At 29.9% G+C, this 17,126-nt stretch carries 16 protein-coding genes and 1 pseudogene; 4 read left to right on the forward strand and 13 right to left on the reverse strand.

Annotated features, from left to right (window positions below; all coding sequences use genetic code 11):
• Positions 1-112 precede the first annotated feature (112 nt).
• The gene (locus tag AC2D6T_RS07345; RefSeq protein WP_298949474.1) at positions 113-868 is read right to left on the reverse strand and encodes a TerB family tellurite resistance protein; all 756 of its coding nucleotides are present in this window, start codon (positions 866-868) and stop codon (positions 113-115) included.
• Between the two features lie 197 nt (positions 869-1,065).
• Here AC2D6T_RS07345 and AC2D6T_RS07350 point away from each other — a divergent pair, with 197 nt between their 5' ends.
• Entirely contained in the window at positions 1,066-1,476 is a 411-nt protein-coding gene (locus tag AC2D6T_RS07350; RefSeq protein WP_298949472.1) for a BrxA/BrxB family bacilliredoxin, read from the forward strand.
• Positions 1,477-1,599: 123 nt separating this feature from the next.
• A pseudogene (locus tag AC2D6T_RS07355) lies at positions 1,600-2,258 on the forward strand (HD domain-containing protein).
• 84 nt (positions 2,259-2,342) lie between these two features.
• Here AC2D6T_RS07355 and AC2D6T_RS07360 read toward each other — a convergent pair.
• Both AC2D6T_RS07360 and AC2D6T_RS07365 read right to left on the reverse strand, forming a co-directional pair.
• Positions 2,343-2,516 carry a hypothetical protein gene (locus AC2D6T_RS07360; protein ID WP_484681035.1) on the reverse strand — a complete coding sequence of 58 codons (174 nt, stop codon included), beginning with the start codon at positions 2,514-2,516 and terminating at the stop codon, positions 2,343-2,345.
• Positions 2,517-2,526: 10 nt separating this feature from the next.
• Positions 2,527-3,396: an AraC family transcriptional regulator gene (locus tag AC2D6T_RS07365; protein ID WP_484681036.1), complete on the reverse strand. Its 870-nt coding sequence runs from the start codon at positions 3,394-3,396 to the stop codon at positions 2,527-2,529.
• Positions 3,397-3,602: 206 nt separating this feature from the next.
• On the opposite strand from AC2D6T_RS07365, the gene AC2D6T_RS07370 reads away from it, so the two are divergent.
• Positions 3,603-4,181 carry a hypothetical protein gene (locus AC2D6T_RS07370; protein ID WP_484681037.1) on the forward strand — a complete coding sequence of 193 codons (579 nt, stop codon included), beginning with the start codon at positions 3,603-3,605 and terminating at the stop codon, positions 4,179-4,181.
• Between the two features lie 90 nt (positions 4,182-4,271).
• Here the strand turns inward: AC2D6T_RS07370 and AC2D6T_RS07375 are convergent, their stop codons facing one another.
• From AC2D6T_RS07375 to AC2D6T_RS07415, 9 genes are all read right to left on the reverse strand, one after another.
• Complete coding sequence (locus AC2D6T_RS07375) at positions 4,272-5,054, reverse strand: enoyl-CoA hydratase/isomerase family protein (RefSeq protein ID WP_298949462.1); 783 nt, start codon at positions 5,052-5,054, stop codon at positions 4,272-4,274.
• Between the two features lie 36 nt (positions 5,055-5,090).
• A complete protein-coding gene (locus AC2D6T_RS07380) occupies positions 5,091-6,500 on the reverse strand; it encodes a sensor histidine kinase (RefSeq protein WP_438988935.1) in 1,410 nt (469 codons plus the stop codon).
• Positions 6,501-6,638: 138 nt separating this feature from the next.
• On the reverse strand, positions 6,639-6,893 hold the full coding sequence (locus AC2D6T_RS07385) for a SemiSWEET family sugar transporter (protein ID WP_438988934.1): 255 nt from the start codon (positions 6,891-6,893) through the stop codon (positions 6,639-6,641).
• Between the two features lie 94 nt (positions 6,894-6,987).
• A complete protein-coding gene (locus tag AC2D6T_RS07390; RefSeq protein WP_484681038.1) occupies positions 6,988-9,963 on the reverse strand; it encodes a leucine--tRNA ligase in 2,976 nt (991 codons plus the stop codon).
• Between the two features lie 128 nt (positions 9,964-10,091).
• Positions 10,092-10,502 (reverse strand): hypothetical protein, encoded by a 411-nt coding sequence (locus tag AC2D6T_RS07395; protein ID WP_484681039.1) that lies wholly within the window; start codon positions 10,500-10,502, stop codon positions 10,092-10,094.
• Positions 10,503-10,550: 48 nt separating this feature from the next.
• Entirely contained in the window at positions 10,551-11,105 is a 555-nt protein-coding gene (locus AC2D6T_RS07400) for a DUF2911 domain-containing protein (protein ID WP_484681040.1), read from the reverse strand.
• Between the two features lie 203 nt (positions 11,106-11,308).
• The gene (feoB, locus tag AC2D6T_RS07405) at positions 11,309-13,417 is read right to left on the reverse strand and encodes a ferrous iron transport protein B (protein WP_347186267.1); all 2,109 of its coding nucleotides are present in this window, start codon (positions 13,415-13,417) and stop codon (positions 11,309-11,311) included.
• Complete coding sequence (locus AC2D6T_RS07410; protein WP_298949452.1) at positions 13,418-13,648, reverse strand: FeoA family protein; 231 nt, start codon at positions 13,646-13,648, stop codon at positions 13,418-13,420.
• 52 nt (positions 13,649-13,700) lie between these two features.
• Positions 13,701-14,381: an SCO family protein gene (locus tag AC2D6T_RS07415; RefSeq protein ID WP_484681041.1), complete on the reverse strand. Its 681-nt coding sequence runs from the start codon at positions 14,379-14,381 to the stop codon at positions 13,701-13,703.
• Between the two features lie 171 nt (positions 14,382-14,552).
• On the opposite strand from AC2D6T_RS07415, the gene rseP reads away from it, so the two are divergent.
• Entirely contained in the window at positions 14,553-15,899 is a 1,347-nt protein-coding gene (gene rseP, locus AC2D6T_RS07420) for an RIP metalloprotease RseP (protein WP_484681042.1), read from the forward strand.
• Between the two features lie 275 nt (positions 15,900-16,174).
• Here rseP and AC2D6T_RS07425 read toward each other — a convergent pair whose 3' ends face one another.
• On the reverse strand, positions 16,175-17,050 hold the full coding sequence (locus AC2D6T_RS07425; RefSeq protein ID WP_484681043.1) for a cupin-like domain-containing protein: 876 nt from the start codon (positions 17,048-17,050) through the stop codon (positions 16,175-16,177).
• Positions 17,051-17,126 lie beyond the last annotated feature (76 nt).

A 17,126-nucleotide genomic window follows, 5' to 3' on the forward strand; every position in this document is an offset into this window, starting at 1 on the left:
AATAGCTACTTATGAACCTAAAAAAAAGAGGCTTTACAATGGCTCTTAAATAAATTCTTATTAAAGAAGTAAAATATTGTAAGAAAAATTAAATCTTTACAAACTCTTTAACCTAAAGATCTCTTTCTTGCTTTATTTGTTCATAAGCATCTTGTATGCTTTGAAATTTTTCTTTAGCGCCTTTTAAATGTTCTTCTCCTAAATCTTGTAGTTTATCTGGATGGTATTTTTTTACCATTTTTCTGTAGGCTGATTTTACCTCGTTGTTAGAGACAGATTTTGTAATTTCTAGAATTTTGTAAGCATTGCCAGAAGCATCATAAAACATGGCTTTTATAGATTCAAAATCGCGCTGATTGATGTATAAATAACCTGCAATTTTTCTTATTTCTTCTACTTCTACTTCGCTTACAAATTGGTCTGCTTTTGCAATACCAAACAAGAAATGCAAAAGTTGCAAACGAGATGCATGAGACGTGTGTTCTCTGATTTGAATACATACTTGTCTTGCAGAAATTTGTTTTTTTACAATCCCTTTAAATAATTTAAATGCATTGTTGGCTCTTTCTTTACCATACATGCTTAAAAACTGTGTTCGTACAAAATCTAATTCGCGTTTATCTATATTTCCATCAGATTTTATAACTATTGATGCCAAGACCAATAAACTCATTTCAAAATCGCCAGATTGTGTGTTTACTTGTTTTCTGGTGCTTGTTTGTTGTTGATAATTGTCTTGCTCTAAAAGTAGGTCTTTTTCTGAAAACCCATCTACAAAACTACCTATTGCAAAACCAATGGCTGCACCTATTGGACCTCCTAAAGTAAACCCTAAACCGGCGCCTAACCACCTTGTAAAATTTCCCATTTTTATTTTTTAACAAGTGACAAATTTACAAAGTTTCAAAGAAACCGGGTTTATAGTCATAAACTTTGTAAGTACGATTTACTTATAAGTGATAAAAAAGTATCAGTTTTATTGATATTTCTATTAGAACTACCTCTTTAAAATGGGTTGAGTTTTGCAAAACAAATGTGTATCTTTGCATTTTAAAATAAATAATTATGTATCCAGAAGAATTAGTAAAACCAATGCGTGATGAGTTAATTAACGCAGGTTTTGAAGCATTATATACAAGCGAAGATGTTGAAAAAGCATTGGCAAAAGAAGGAACAACTTTAGTAATGGTAAACTCGGTTTGTGGTTGTGCAGCTGGTACTGCTAGACCTGGAGCTATTGCATCTTTAGGAGCAGAAAAAACACCTACAAACTTAACAACTGTTTTTGCAGGTGTAGAAAAAGAATCTACACAAAAAGCACGTGAATTTATGATTCCTTTTCCACCAAGTTCTCCAGCAATTGCCTTGTTTAAAGATGGTAATTTAGTGCATATGTTAGAAAGACATCATATAGAAGGACGTTCTGCACAAATGATTGCACAAAATTTAGCGCAAGCTTACGATGAATATTGTTAAAAAACAATGTAAATAAATTATAAAATCCATTCTTTTAAGAGTGGATTTTTTATTTTTATAAAATTTAAAAAAAGTCTTTATCTGCTCATAGTAAAAAAGAGCTTTAAAAAAATATTCTAAAAAGTGAATAAAGAAAAAGTGATTACAAACTGTATTTCTTTTGTAAAAAAAGAGCTTCAAAATGCAGAAGGTGGGCATGATTGGTTTCATATAGAACGCGTATTTAAAAATACTATTCTAATTGCTAAAGCTGAAAAGTAGATGTTTTTGTGGTTTCTTTGGCAGCACTTTTACATGATATTGCAGACCCAAAATTTAATAATGGAGATGAAAAAATTGGTCCTAAAAAAGCTACACAATTTTTAATTGACGAAAATGTACCTAAAAAAATTAGCATACATGTAATAAACATTATTAAACACATGTCTTTTAAAAATTCTTTTGATAAAAACTTACAAAATTTTAAAACAAAAGAGTTTGAAGTTGTACAAGATGCAGACAGGTTAGATGCCATTGGTGCAATTGGTATTGCACGTTGTTTTAATTATGGAGGCTTTAAAAATAGGCCATTGTATAACCCAGAAATTATACCTAATCTTACGATGACAAAAGAGGAATATAAAAATTCTACAGCACCAACTATCAATCATTTTTATGAAAAACTTTTGTTGTTAAAAGATAAAATGAATACTGAAACTGGCAAACAAATTGCTACAGATAGACATTTATTTATGGAAAAATATTTAGAACAATTTTATAATGAGTGGAATGGTATTAAATAATAAAACCTATAACTGTCTTTAAATAATAATTATAGGGAATAAAAAAGGCTTAAAAAATTAATGTAAAGCCCTTTTTATGTTTAACTAATTTTCTTTTGCAACCTCTAAAGCTGTAATTTTATATTCCAAAATAGATAATTCATTACTTTTTTCTAAAATATCATCTATAGTTAAATTGTTGTTGTTATTTATATAATTTAAAATCTCTTTACTTTTAAAATTATAGTATTCTAATGCTTTGTCTATTTTTGTATTCATTTTAAATTTATTATTGTATAAAATTAGACATTTCTCTTCTGTACTTAGAAGCAGGCTTACCAGTAAATTCTTTAAACAGTTTGTTAAAGTGAGAAAAATTATTAAAACCACACTCGTAACAAATATCTGTAATACTAGTTTGGCTTTCAGATAATAGTTTAGTAGCGTGTACAACTCTATACTCGTTAACTAATTTTGTAAATGTTTTGTTGGTTGTTTTTTTAAAAAACCTACAAAAAGCAGGTACAGTCATGCTTACTAAGTCAGCTACTTCTTCTAATGATATATGCCTCTTAAAGTTCTCATTAATGTGTTTAAAAACAAGATCTATTTTTTCGTTATCTTGTGGTATGGTTTCAAAAGCAAAACCGTCTGCATTTAAAATGGTGTAATCGTCTGTGTTTGCTAACTCTTTTAAAATTTCTAAAAAAGATATTATTCTATTGGCACCTTCTAAATCTATCAACTTTTCAATTTTTGCACCAATTCTTTTTTTAATTTCTATATTAAAACGAATTCCTTTTTTTGCACGTTCAAAAAGCTGATCTATAGCAGTCATCTCTGGTATTTTAAAAAATTCTTTCCCTAAAAAATCTGGTTTAAACTGTATTAACGTTTCAGAACCATTGGTTGTTAAACGATCTACAAACCCTAAATGCGGTAAATTAGAACCTATTAATACTAGCTGACTATTATTAAAGTAACTTATGTGATTTCCAATATGTCTTTTTCCTTTTCCTTTATTAACATAAACAATTTCTATTTCTGGATGAAAGTGCCAAAAGGCATTTGTTCTTTTTAAAAATTGTTCATGTTTTTTTACCAACATAGAACTACCAAAACTAGGGGTAATTTTTTCTAGTGTAGGTTTAGTCTTCATATTATACTTATTATATAGATGCAAAATTACGAATCTAAAACCACATAAAATATATAATTTTATCAAAAATATATGCTATTTTAACTTAACATAGAATTAACATTGTTTAATGTGATAATTTAGCATATATATTCGCCAATTATGATGTTTTCATTATCTAACATCTGCCATACTTTTGTAGTGTTAATAATCATTAAATGAAAAAAATGAAAAATTTAAAAAAATGCTTAGTAGTAGTTATGATGTTGGGAACATTAATAAACTACGCAAATGACAAAAAGAATACTACTTACGTAGTAAAGGGGAAAAAAGTTAAAGTTGAATTTAACGCAGTTAAAAAAGGAAACAAATTAACAATAAGAGATAGTTATGATGTAATTATATTTAGTCAGGAAATAGAAAATTCTGATAATTACTCTAAAATATTTAATTTGTCTAATTTATTAAAAGGAGATTATACTGCAGAGCTAGAGAAAGACTTTGAAATTGTAATTAAAAACTTTTCTGTTTTAGAAGGCAAAGTATCTTTTAATGGAGAAAAAAGGGTTTTTAAACCTGTTATTAGAACAGAAAAAAATAAGGTTTTAATATCTAAAATAGATTTTAATAAAGAACCTTTAAAAGTAGCTCTTTATTTTAATGGTGAAGTAATTTACTCTGAAACTGTTAAGGATAATAGCAAAGTTTTAAATAGGGTTTACAAATTATCTAAAGAAGAAAGAGGTAATTATACTGTTGTAATTAATACCAACGACAGAAATTACGTACAAAATTTTAATTTTTAATCATATAGTTAATTGTTGCATCAAAATACTGCTATGTTTTGATGTTAAAAGCGAGCCCTCTGGCTCGCTTTTTATTTGTTTCATTAATAGCTATTCTCCAGAAAAATTAGGTTTTCTTTTTTCTAAAAAGGCAGTTGTACCTTCTTTAAAGTCTTCGGTTTCAAAACAATTACCAAAGTTTTCTATTTCTACATGGTAACCATTAACACCCTCTTTATAATTTGCATTTACAGCTTCAATAGCTTCAGAAATTGCTACTGAGGAATTTCTTGCAATTTTACCTGCTAATTTTTCTGCCAAAGGCAATAAACCTTCTAAAGTGGTTACATAATTTACCAAACCAGCATCTTTAGCTTCATCTGCAGAAATCATGCCAGCGGTAAGAATCATTTCCATAGCTTTACCTTTGCCTACTAATTGAGGTAAACGTTGTGTACCACCATAACCTGGTATGACTCCTAAAGACACTTCTGGCAATCCCATTTTTGCATTGTCTGAGGCAATTCTAAAATGACAAGCCATTGCCAACTCTAAACCACCACCTAACGCAAAACCATTTACAGCTGCAATTACAGGTGTAGATAAATTCTCTATAAAATCGAATAATTTTTCTTGACCTTCTCTAGCTAAATTTGCCCCCTCTTTTCCAGAAAAATGTGCAAATTCAGAAATGTCTGCTCCCGCTACAAATGCTTTTTCTCCACTACCTATTAAAATAACCGTTTTTATATCTGTATAAGATTGTATTTCTTTAAAAGCAATGTGTAACTCTTGAATTGTATCTTTATTAAGAGCGTTTAACTTTTTAGGTCTGTTAATTGTTATTTTGGCAATTGTATCTTGTATATCTACTAAAATGTTTTTAAACTTCATTTTTATGTATTTAAAATGTTATTAGAAAATTCTATGTTATTTTTTGGGTAAAATTACTGTAAAAGCAGTTCCTTCTCCTTCTTTAGATGTAAACGAAATGCTCCCTTTATAAGCTTCAATTATATTTCTAATCATACCTAAACCTAATCCCATTCCACTTGTTTTGGTGGTAAATTTAGGTTCAAAAATTAAATCTTTAACCTCTTTTGGTATGCCTTTGCCATTATCTGAAACTACAATTTTTAAATTATTATTTTCGGATATAACTATTACATCTATTTTTGGATTTTCTTCTTTTTCTGTAGCTTGTAATGCATTTTTTACCAAATTAGTTACAATTCTTATTAATTGTGTTTTATCTAAATAAGCAAAAAGTTCTTTTTCTTTAGGTTGATAAATAATCGACTTTTGGTTAAAAATATCTAAAGCAAATTTTAAAACGCTAATTACTTCTATTTCTTCTTTGTTTTGTGTAGGCATTTTTGCAAAATCAGAAAAAGCAGAGGCAATAGAGCTCATTACATCTATTTGCTGTATTAAGGTTTGGCTATATTCTGCTAATTTTTCTCTAATATTTTCATCTAAAGGATCAAATTTTCTCTCGAAACTTTGCACAGATAAACGCATAGGTGTTAGCGGATTTTTAATTTCGTGCGCTACTTGTTTTGCCATTTCTCTCCAAGCTTGCTCACGCTCACTTCTGGCCAATTTTACAGCACTTTCCTCTAACTGATCTATCATATTATTGTAGGCAGCTACCAAAACTTCTATTTCTGAACTTGCTTTATTTAAAATAATTTTTTCATTACGCTCATTTAAGCGAGTTTGCTGCATTTTGTCTGAAATAGTTTTTATAGAACGTGTAATGTAACTAGATAAAAAATAAGCAAATGAAATAGCAATGATAAACATTAACAAATACACCAAACTTAACCTATAAATAAACTCTTCTAACTCGTGTTCTATCTCTGAATTGTCTTGAGTAAATTGTAATTCTAAAATACCAATTCTTTTAAATTTTGGGTCGTGAATGTATGTGTAAGATGTTTGATAACTGGTGTCATCTATTTCTCTATTTTTTAATATTCTGTGGCTAGAGTTTTGCGCTAATTCTTCAACAGTGTTGGGTGTTAAAGGTGTTTTGTCTATTTTCTCAAAAGCATTACTTGCAGAGGTTTTTAAAAGTCTCCCTTCTAAGTTATAAATGGTAATATTTAGCTTGTTAATAGATGAAATTTCGTAAATTCTATCTTGAAAAATCTTCGCTAAATTTTCTGTATTTACAGGATATGAGGTTTTGTTAGTAAGCTCTAATTCTATAATTTTTTTAGCAATAGCTTCTTTACGCTCAAAACGTTGTATGTTATAATCTTTTGTTTGCTCATCATATTGATATACAGTGACTACCAATATTAAAACAGATGCTAACAGCACTAAAAGAATCATTGATAAAAAGATTCTAATTCTAAGAGAAATATTTTTAAACCTTATCAAATTAATGTGATTTTAAAACCACAAGATACCAAATAAAAAAGCCATTACAAATTGTATAATGGCTTTTGATTTTTATTTAAGATTTATTCTTTATTTATATTTGAGTTTGAGCCCAATTAAGATTAAAGTTGATATTGTGGTTACAATATTTGCTAAAATCATTGGTAAACTATTTAAGTAAAAACCATATACGAACCATAATGAAACTCCAATAAAAAAAGAAACATACATTGTTAAAGACAGTCCTTTGGTATTTTTTGTTTTCCAAGTTTTATACACTTGAAGTAAAAAAGCACCAGTTGAAATAATTGCTACTAACATGCCTAAAATTTCAAAAACATTGATTGTATTTTTTCTTTATCAATATATAAGAGAAATAATAAACACTACCAAATGGGTTATAAAAATACTTGAATACTTTCTTAAAAACAGCAAGTATTTAACCTACTATGTTTACAATTTTACCAGGTACAATAATTACTTTTTTAGGTATTCTACCTTGTAATTGTGCTTGTGTTTTTTCATGCTCCATAACTGTTTTTTCTATATCATCTTTAGATAATTCTAAGGATAATTCTAGAGTAAAACGCATTTTTCCATTAAATGAAATAGGATATACTTTGGTGCTTTCTACCAAGTATTTTTCTTCAAACTTTGGAAAAGTAACAGTTGCAATGCTTTCTTTGTGCCCTAATTGGCTCCATAATTCTTCTGCAATATGAGGCGCATAAGGAGAAACCAAAACCGCAAGAGGTTCTAAAATGGTACGTTTGTTACATTTTAAAGCAGACAACTCGTTTACAGCAATCATAAAGGTAGAAACAGAGGTATTAAAAGAGAAATTTTCTATATCTTCTTCTACTTTTTTGATGGTTTTATGTAAGGTTTTAAGTTCTTCTTTGGTTGGTTCATCATTAGAAACTGCAAACTCTTCTTCTTTAAAATAAAGTTTCCACAGTTTTTTTAAGAAAGAATGCACACCAGAAATACCAGAAGTTTTCCAAGGTTTTGCTTGTTCTAAAGGCCCTAAAAACATTTCGAACAAACGCAAACTATCTGCTCCATATTCTTCGCAAATAGCATCTGGATTTACCACATTGTATTTAGATTTAGACATTTTTTCTACCTCTCTACCCACTTTATAAACACCATCTTCTAAAATAAATGTAGCATTTTTATAATCTGCATTTAAAGGGTGATTTTTAAAAGCCTCTACATCTAATTCATCTGAGGCATTTACTAGAGAAACATCTGCATGAATGGGTGTTTTGGTTATCATCACCAAATCTGCAAAATTAGGGTCTAAAAGCTTTTTATCTAATAAATAATTTTTAACTACTGTTTCAAATTCATCATCAGAATTAAATAAATTTTTAGAAACAAAAAGTGTTGGTATGTGTTCAATAACATCCTCATTAGACTTATCTATGGCGCAACCATTTTTTACAAATACTGAAGTTTTGTAGACAAGAGCACTTGTTCCCAAAATCATTCCTTGGTTAATTAGTTTTTTTGCAAACTCATCTACAGGAACCATATTTTTATCAAACAAAAACTTTTGCCAAAAGCGTGCGTATAATAAATGTCCTGTTGCGTGTTCTGAACCACCAATGTATAAATCTACATTTTGCCAATAATCTAAAGCTTCTTTGCTTGCAAATTGGTTGGTATTATCTGCATCCATATATCTGTTAAAATACCAAGAGCTTCCTGCCCAACCAGGCATTGTGTTTAATTCTAATGGAAACACCGTTTGATTATCTATTAAATCATTAGAAACAACTGTATCTGTAGCTGTATTCCAAGCCCAAACTTCTGCATTTCCTAAAGGTGGTTTTCCATCTTCGGTTGGTAAATATTTTTCTACTTCTGGCAATACAATTGGTAAGTGTTTTGCATCAATCATTTGAGGCATTCCATCTTTGTAATACACAGGAAATGGCTCTCCCCAATAACGTTGTCTGCTAAAAACAGCATCACGCAATCTGTAATTTATTTTACCGTAACCTAAACCACGTTTTTCTAGTTCGTAGATGGCTAATTTTAGGGCTTTCTTGTACTTTAATCCTGATAAGAAATCAGAATTTGCAATTACAGTGCCTTCTTTATCTGCATGTGCAGCCTCAGAAATATCAACTCCTTCAAAAATATTAGGAATTGGAATGTTAAAATGTTTGGCAAAATCATAATCACGCTGGTCTCCACAAGGAACTGCCATCACTGCTCCTGTACCATAACCTGCTAACACATAATCTCCAATCCAAATTTGTACTTTTTCGCCAGAAAAAGGGTGTATTGCATACGCACCGGTAAATGCACCAGAAATGGTTTTCACATCTGCCATTCTATCGCGTTCAGAACGTTTTGCTGTTGCTTCTACATATGCTTCAACTTCTGCTTTTTGTGCTTCAGTTGTAATTTTTGATACCAATTCGTGTTCTGGCGCTAAAGTCATAAAACTTACTCCGTAAATGGTGTCTGGACGTGTTGTGAATACTTCTATAATTTTTGGTTCTTGGTTGTTGGTTGTTGGTTCATCCACCTGGAAAGAAACCATGGCCCCTTGAGAACGACCAATCCAATTGGTTTGAGAATCTTTTAACGGTTGTGGCCAATCTATAGTTTGTAAACCATCTAACAAACGTTGTGCGTAGGCAGAAATTCGCATAGACCACTGTGTCATTTTTTTTCTAATAACAGGATGTCCTCCACGTTCTGAAACTCCGTTTACAATTTCGTCATTTGCCAAAACAGTTCCTAATGCAGGACACCAGTTTACTTCTGTATCTGACAAAAATGTTAAACGATATTGTAATAAAATTTCTTGTTTTTTTGTTGATGAAAAATCAGCCCAATCTTTAGAAGAAAAAGAAATAATATCTTCATCGCAAACTGCATTTATATTTATGTTTCCTTCTTTTTCAAAAATTGAAACTAAGGTTGAAATGTCTTCTGCTTTGTCTGTATCTTTATTGTACCAAGAATTAAATAGTTGAATAAAAATCGACTGAGTCCATTTATAATAAGCAGGATTTGAAGTACGAACTTCTCTGCTCCAATCAAAAGAAAAACCTATTTTATCTAATTGTTTTCTGTAGGTTTTTATATTTTCTTCGGTTGTTTTTGCAGGATGTTGGCCTGTTTGTATGGCATATTGTTCTGCTGGTAAACCAAAAGAATCATAGCCTTGTGGATGCAACACATTAAAACCTTTATGACGTTTGTAACGCGCATAAATATCGCTAGCAATGTAACCTAAAGGATGCCCAACATGTAAACCTGCTCCACTTGGATAAGGAAACATATCTAACACATAATATTTAGGTTTATTACTTTTATTTAAAGCTTTAAACGTTTGGTTTTTTGCCCAAAAATTTTGCCACTTTTTTTCTATTTCTTGATGATTGTATTGCATCTGTTACCTCTTAATTTAAAGGGCAAATTTACGTTTATTCTTTGTAAGCAAAAAACAGATTTCTTTTAAATTACAACAGGCTTTCAAAATGAATTGAAAGCCTGTTGTAATTTAATATTTATGTGCTTTTACAAACACTCTTTGTAATTAGAATCTTTTTTGTATAATGTTCTATTTAACTCGCCATCTTTATAAAAATCTATAATATTATTATTACAAGATAGCTTTAATTCATAGTTGGCTATATTGCCAAAATTATAATCTACTACTAGCAAATCTCCAGAAATTGTATACTCTTGGGTACCTGGTATTGGAGTATCAGAAAACACATTGTCTGTACCATAAAAGGTAAATTGCTCACCATTTTTAAAAGTATGCATAACTGAAACTTCAAAACCTTTTAAAAGCCATTTACCATTTTCTAAAATAGTTACTTTTTCTTGTATAGAGAGTTCTAAAGATACATCTTCGTTTGCGCTACTACAGCTTGTTAAAGTTACAGCGCTAAATACTGCCAAATAAATAAAAAATTTGTTCACCTTTTTTTATGTTTGTTTACTTTGATAGTTAAAGACAGAAAAGTGATATTAGTATTTTTCTGTTTCTGATGTTTTTTTAATAGGCACAGAAACAATAATTTTACCCCAACCCATATGTAAGGTCATGTTCTTATCAAACATCATAGAAAAAGCTTCTATATTTTTTTCAGATTCAGAAACTTTACCAGCAACCCTTACAACATCTTGTTCTTCTTTATAAGTGTAAGATCCCCATACATTTCTTGCTTTGTTTATAATTACAGTCCAATTTCCTTCTGCAGAAGGAATTGTAAATAAAGAATATGAACCTGCTCTTAGATTTTTACCTCCAAAAATTACATCTTCAAAAAAAGTAATTTCTGTTGCTTCGTTTGCTCCAGTTCTCCAAACTTTATCTACTGGCGCTAACATAGCTAAATCTCTACCTTTTAATTGTGGGCGACTATAAACCACCTTTACAATTTTGTTTGACTCTCTCCAACTATTTGGAAAAAAAGCAGCATCCATAGGGCTAACATCTAATGACTTAAAAGATTGTGCTACAAGATCTACATTACACAATGTGGTTGCAATTACTGCAACAAATAATATTATTTTTTTCATTTTTAAATATGTTTTAAGTACGTATTTTCTTAGTGTATCAAAAATATGAATCATTACAAAAAGATGCTACTAATTTTGTGTTAACTTTTAGTGACAAGCACAATCAGAATTACAACTACTTTTTTTCTTTGATGAAGGTGCGAATTTTTTCACTAGAAAAAAGATGGCTAAAAAAACCAATATGTAAACAAATACCTGTTGCATTAGCTTAATATTTGATAAGTTATTAAAGAGGAAATGTATGCCAATAAAGCCATACCAAACAGCTGTATTAGTGGCCATTTCCAAGTTTTAGTTTCACGTTTTACAATAGCTAATGTTGCCATACATTGCATTGCAAAGGCATAAAAAACCAATAAAGACATCCCCACAGGAAAATTAAAACGTTTTTTACCTGTTTCTGGGTTAATTTCAGAACGCATTTTTTGTTTTATGGTAGATGTATCTTCATCATCTGATGCTACACTATAAATGGTGGCTAGTGTACCAACAAAAACCTCTCTGGCTGCAAAAGAGGTAATTAATGCAATTCCTATTTTCCAATCGTAACCTAAAGGTTTTATGGCTGGTTCTATGGTTTTACCCATAATACCAATATAAGAATTCTCTAATTTTGCAGAGGCTATTTTTTGTTGTAAATCAGCCTTATTCAATTGTTTATTTTCTATATTTTCAATCGTATTTTTTTCTGCATTTTTAAAAGATTCTGGTCCGTTAGAAGCTAAAAACCATAGTATGATAGACAAGGCTAAAATTATTTTACCTGCTTCAAAAACAAAAGCTTTTGTTTTTTCTATCACTTCTAAAAATACATTTTTAAAAGATGGAATTTTATAATTGGGCATTTCTACCACAAAGAAAGAACTACTTTTTATTTTTAATGTTTTCTGCAATATGTAAGCTGCTAAAATTGCAGATAAAAAGCCTAAAGCATATAACATTAATAGTGTAAATGCTTGTAAGTTATAAAAACCTAATATCTTTTTATTGGGTATAATTAACGCTATTAAAATGGCATACACTGGCAATCTTGCAGAACATGTGGTAAAAGGAACTACTAAAATGGTAATTAACCTTTCTTTCCAACTAGAAATAGTTCTTGTTGCCATAATTGCTGGTATTGCACAAGCTGTACCTGATATTAAGGGAATGATACTTTTACCATTCATACCAAAACGTCGCATAATTTTATCCATTAAAAATACAACACGACTCATATAACCAGTTTCTTCTAAAATGGCAATAAACATAAATAAAATTGCAATTTGTGGAATAAAAATAAGCACACCACCAATACCCGGTATAATACCCTCTACAATTAAATCTGTAAAAACACCTGCTGGCAAATTGCTTTTTGCAAAGTCAGATAAGTTCGCAAAAGCACCATCTATAAAATCCATTGGAACTGAAGACCAATCAAAAATTGATTGAAAGATTAATAATAAAACGAGTAGAAAAATAAAGTAGCCAAATATTTTATGCGTAAAAATTTTATCTAACCTACTTCTTACATCTGTAGCTGCGTTTTTATTTACAAGGTAGGTTTTCTTTAAAATTTTATTAATTTCTTGATACCTATAAATAGTTTCTTTGTGCTGGTATTTCTTAAGTTTAGATACATCTTTATTAAAAGAAAGTAACTGTTCTTTTTGAACTTTTGTAATGCCCTCTGGAAAATTTTTCTGAGTAACCATTAACCATAATTCATACAAAGAAAAATTTGGGTTGATGGCTTTTAATTTTTCAAAATATTCTGGATCTATTTTGTTATTATCGCACATTGGTGTTGCTTTTGCAGCAACATGACATTTAATAATCGCTTCTTTTACTTTATCTATGCCTTGGTTTTTTCTGGCACTTATTAAAACAACTTCTGTATTTAGCTCTTCTTTTAAGGCTGTTAGATCTATAGAAATACCTTTTTTATGCATTTGATCTACCATGTTAATAGCCAAAACAGTAGGGATTTCTAAATCTTTTATTTGTGAAAAAAGTAGTAAATTTCTTTTTAAATTTTCTACATCTGCAACCACTAAAATTACATCTGGAGATTCTTTAATGTCTTTTTTAAGTAAGGTTTTTAAAACAATACTTTCGTCTAAAGACGTTGGATTAATGCTATAAGTACCCGGTAAATCTGTTATAATTGCGTTTTGGGTTGCAGACAGCTTGCTTTTTCCTTCTTTTTTATCTACAGTAACACCAGGATAATTACCTACTTTTTGGTTTAAACCAGTAAGTTGGTTAAACAAAGATGTTTTACCCGTATTTGGGTTTCCAATTAAAGCAACTTTTATATTGTTTTTAGACATTTATAGGTTTGCTTTTAAGATTTGTATTTGTACTGCAGTTTCTTTTCTAATGGCTAAATGACTGCCATTTACACAAATATATAAGAGATCTTTTAAAGGCGCTATTTGTACCAATTGTACTTCTGCACCCGGTAAACAGCCCATTTCTAATAGTTTTAAAGGAATTAAATCTAAAGATTCTTCAGAGATGTATCCCATTTCTCCAATACGTAAAGATGCAATTGTGCTCAATATTTTTTATTTGGGATGACAAAGATAACCATTTAGAATGATTCTAAACAAGTTATTTGGAAGCATATTCTTCTTTTAACAAAACGATGTCTTGTTTTAACTTTTCCATATCGGTTTTTTCTGTGCCATCATAATATCCGCGAATGCGTCTGTCTTTGTCTACCAGCACAAATTGTTCTGTATGTATAAAATCGTTTTCTCCTCCATCACCTTCGTCTAAAACGGCAAAATAGCTTTTTCTGGCTAGCTCGTAAATATGAGCTTTAGAGCCTGTTGTAACATTCCATTTACCATCAATAACGCCTTTTCTATTGGCATATTCTTTTAATACAGAAACACTGTCTATAACGGGTGTAACTGAGTGAGAAAGAAACATAATATCATGATCGTCTTTATAATAATCTTGCAACTGACTCATGTTGTAAGCCATGTCAATGCAAATGGTTTGGCAACGTGTAAAAAAGAAATCGGCTACATAAATTTTATCTTTATAATTATTGTTGGTAATAATGTCTCCATTTTGATTGGTTAACTTAAAATCTGCAATGGTGTGGTCTTTTGTAATGTGTTTCATAGAAAAATCTACCAAACGCGGATTTACATCTGCAGGACTGTATACTTTTAGCTTTTTATCAACCTTTAATAAATGATAAAAAACAGGAATGGCAATTGCCGAAAAGACTACCAAAAAAATAAGCGTAGGAATTGATTTTTTAAAGAATTTAATCTCCATAATAAGCGTTTATCCTGCAAAAATACAACATAAAAAAACGCTAAAGAAGTAGCCAAATCAATATTGTGTGTAAAATCTTTGTTAAAATAAAAAAGCAAACTTTAATAGTTCTTTTACAACTCTCTTTAAAACCGTACATTTGTACGTTTTTTAATTATGATTTAACGCTGAATGGAAATATTAATAAAAGCATCGCAATTTATATTAAGTTTATCTTTATTAATTGTTTTGCACGAAATGGGGCACTTTATCCCTGCAAAATTGTTTAAAACCAAGGTAGAAAAATTCTACTTATTCTTCGATTATAAGTTTTCTCTTTTTAAGAAAAAAATTGGAGAAACCGTTTATGGTATTGGCTGGATTCCTTTGGGTGGATATGTAAAAATATCTGGAATGATAGATGAAAGTATGGATACTGAGCAAATGAAACAACCTGCACAACCTTGGGAGTTTCGCTCTAAACCTGCGTGGCAACGTTTAATTATAATGTTGGGTGGTGTTTTTGTGAATTTTGTACTAGGTATTTTTATCTACATTATGCTAATGTGGGCTTATGGAGAAAAATATTTACCTAACGAAAATGTAGTTGATGGTGTTTGGGTAGAAAATGAATTGGCAGAAAACTTGGGCTTACAAACAGGTGATAAAGTTTTAACTGTTGATGGCGAAAAGATTAAGAAATTTAGGGGTTTATCTTTAGAGTTTATTAACGGAGAGAACTATCAGATAGAAAGAAACGGACAAGTTATTGATAAAGAAATTCCAGAAGATTTTATTTCTCAATTAATGGATAGAGGTAAAGATGCTGGGCCTTTTTTATATCCAAGGTATCCTTTTGTTGTTGCTGGTATTTCAGATGATTCGCCAAACACAAAGGCAGATTTAAAAACAAAAGATATAATTATTGCTATAAATGGTACATCTATTAAATATTTTGATGAGGCACAAACTGAGTTAGAAAAATATAAAAATAAAGACATTACAGTAACTGTTAAAAGAGGAACTACTACAAAAGAAATTCCTTTAAAGGTTACAGAAGATGCTAAACTTGGTGTTGGCTTAGGTCAACTTTCGTTTAAAGATTTAGAAAAATTAGGCTACTACCAATTAGCAGATGTAGAGTATTCTTTTTCTGAAGCTATACCTGCTGGTTTAAAAAAATCTTGGAAAACTTTAACAGATTACGTAAAACAATTAAAAAAGATTTTTAATCCAAGTACAGGAGCGTACAAAGGTTTGGGTGGTTTTATTTCTATTGGGAGTATTTTTCCTGCAGAATGGAGCGCACAATCTTTCTGGGAAATTACAGCATTTTTATCTATTATGTTAGGCTTTATGAATTTATTGCCAATACCTGCTTTAGATGGTGGTCATGTAGTTTTTACCCTTTGGGAAATGATTACAGGTAAAAAACCTGGAGATAAATTTTTAGAGTATGCACAAGTTGTTGGTTTTGTTTTGTTGATAATACTACTACTATTTGCAAATGGTAATGATATTTTTAGACTGTTTAAGTAAGGTATTTAAACACTAAATTAAAAAAGCCTCACAATATTAATTTTGTGAGGCTTTTTTCAATTTTCATTAGTTGATTCATAAAGGAAATAGAAGCATATACTTGGTTACATATATGATAAACATAACTTTTTAGATAATGTTATCAATCTAGCATATCTCTTTCTTTTGATCCTGTAATCAGAACAGATTTAGATCTTTTTTTAAGGGCTTCCATAAAATACTATTTTTTAACGCTTAAAAAACTTCGAATTAAAATCAACAATAGAAACACAAAATTATGTGTTTTTAATATTATTAAATTTATTTGTTTTTACAATGGCTTGATTGTTTTTCCAATCTATCCAATTTTGTCCTTTTATTTTGCGCATTACACTGTCTATGGTTCGCATTACAAAAACATTATAAATGGCTTTTCCTAAGTTTTTACGTTTGCGTGCTATGGCCCTTAAGCTCATAGAAAAACCTGGAGTGATGTATTTCATGTAATGCCAATATCCTTCTGGCATGTATAAAACTTGTCCATGCTCAAGATTTGTAATGTACCCTTTCGCTTTTTTTAAAGCAGGCCATTTTTTAAAATCAGGATTGGAAAAATCAATATCTTCTCTGGTTATTAAAGAATGAGGTATCTTATATAAATACTTGTTTTGTTTTTGATCAAAAAGAATTACTTTTTTTTTACCTTCAAAATGAAAATGAAAAATATTTGCCAAATCTATATCATAATGCATAAATGTGTACGAATCTGTACCACCAAAAAATAGCATTGGCAAACCTTTCATTAAACGCAAGCCAAAATCTGGATAGCTAAAATCTTTTTGTAAAATGGGTACTTCTTTTAAAATATTCCAAAGAAAAATTCTAAATTTTGTAGGTTGTGTTTTTAGCAAATCTACATATTCACTCATTTTCATCGTGGCATGTGGCTCATTAAAACCATCTTTATAGTCTACAGGTCTATCATCGTATAAAGGCACAGTTTTGTCTCCTGCAACTTCTTTCATGTACTCTAAATTCCATTTTTTATAAGCTGGCCAATCTTCTATAAAATTTTCTATCACTAAAGGTTTTTGTGGCTTAAAATAATTTTTTATAAAATCTTGTTTGGTAATAGTTTTTACGCTATCAATTTGAGATAAGTTTAAAGACATCGCATTTTTTTGATTGCAAAGTTAAGAAATTGTAAAGAAATTGGACTTTATAAACAAAAAAACCACCGCTCTAAAT

Source organism: Polaribacter sp. YIW18 (assembly GCF_057219325.1).

Excerpts from the sequence above, each read along its gene's own strand:
- AC2D6T_RS07345 (WP_298949474.1), bottom strand. The coding sequence starts at position 868 with ATGGGAAATTTTACAAGGTGGTTAGGCGCCGGTTTAGGGTTTACTTTA.
- AC2D6T_RS07350 (WP_298949472.1), top strand. The coding sequence starts at position 1,066 with ATGTATCCAGAAGAATTAGTAAAACCAATGCGTGATGAGTTAATTAAC.
- AC2D6T_RS07360 (WP_484681035.1), bottom strand. The coding sequence starts at position 2,516 with ATGAATACAAAAATAGACAAAGCATTAGAATACTATAATTTTAAAAGT.
- AC2D6T_RS07365 (WP_484681036.1), bottom strand. The coding sequence starts at position 3,396 with ATGAAGACTAAACCTACACTAGAAAAAATTACCCCTAGTTTTGGTAGT.
- AC2D6T_RS07370 (WP_484681037.1), top strand. The coding sequence starts at position 3,603 with ATGAAAAATTTAAAAAAATGCTTAGTAGTAGTTATGATGTTGGGAACA.
- AC2D6T_RS07375 (WP_298949462.1), bottom strand. The coding sequence starts at position 5,054 with ATGAAGTTTAAAAACATTTTAGTAGATATACAAGATACAATTGCCAAA.
- AC2D6T_RS07380 (WP_438988935.1), bottom strand. The coding sequence starts at position 6,500 with ATGATTCTTTTAGTGCTGTTAGCATCTGTTTTAATATTGGTAGTCACT.
- AC2D6T_RS07390 (WP_484681038.1), bottom strand. The coding sequence starts at position 9,963 with ATGCAATACAATCATCAAGAAATAGAAAAAAAGTGGCAAAATTTTTGG.
- AC2D6T_RS07400 (WP_484681040.1), bottom strand. The coding sequence starts at position 11,105 with ATGAAAAAAATAATATTATTTGTTGCAGTAATTGCAACCACATTGTGT.
- feoB (WP_347186267.1), bottom strand. The coding sequence starts at position 13,417 with ATGTCTAAAAACAATATAAAAGTTGCTTTAATTGGAAACCCAAATACG.
- AC2D6T_RS07415 (WP_484681041.1), bottom strand. The coding sequence starts at position 14,381 with ATGGAGATTAAATTCTTTAAAAAATCAATTCCTACGCTTATTTTTTTG.
- rseP (WP_484681042.1), top strand. The coding sequence starts at position 14,553 with ATGGAAATATTAATAAAAGCATCGCAATTTATATTAAGTTTATCTTTA.
- AC2D6T_RS07425 (WP_484681043.1), bottom strand. The coding sequence starts at position 17,050 with ATGTCTTTAAACTTATCTCAAATTGATAGCGTAAAAACTATTACCAAA.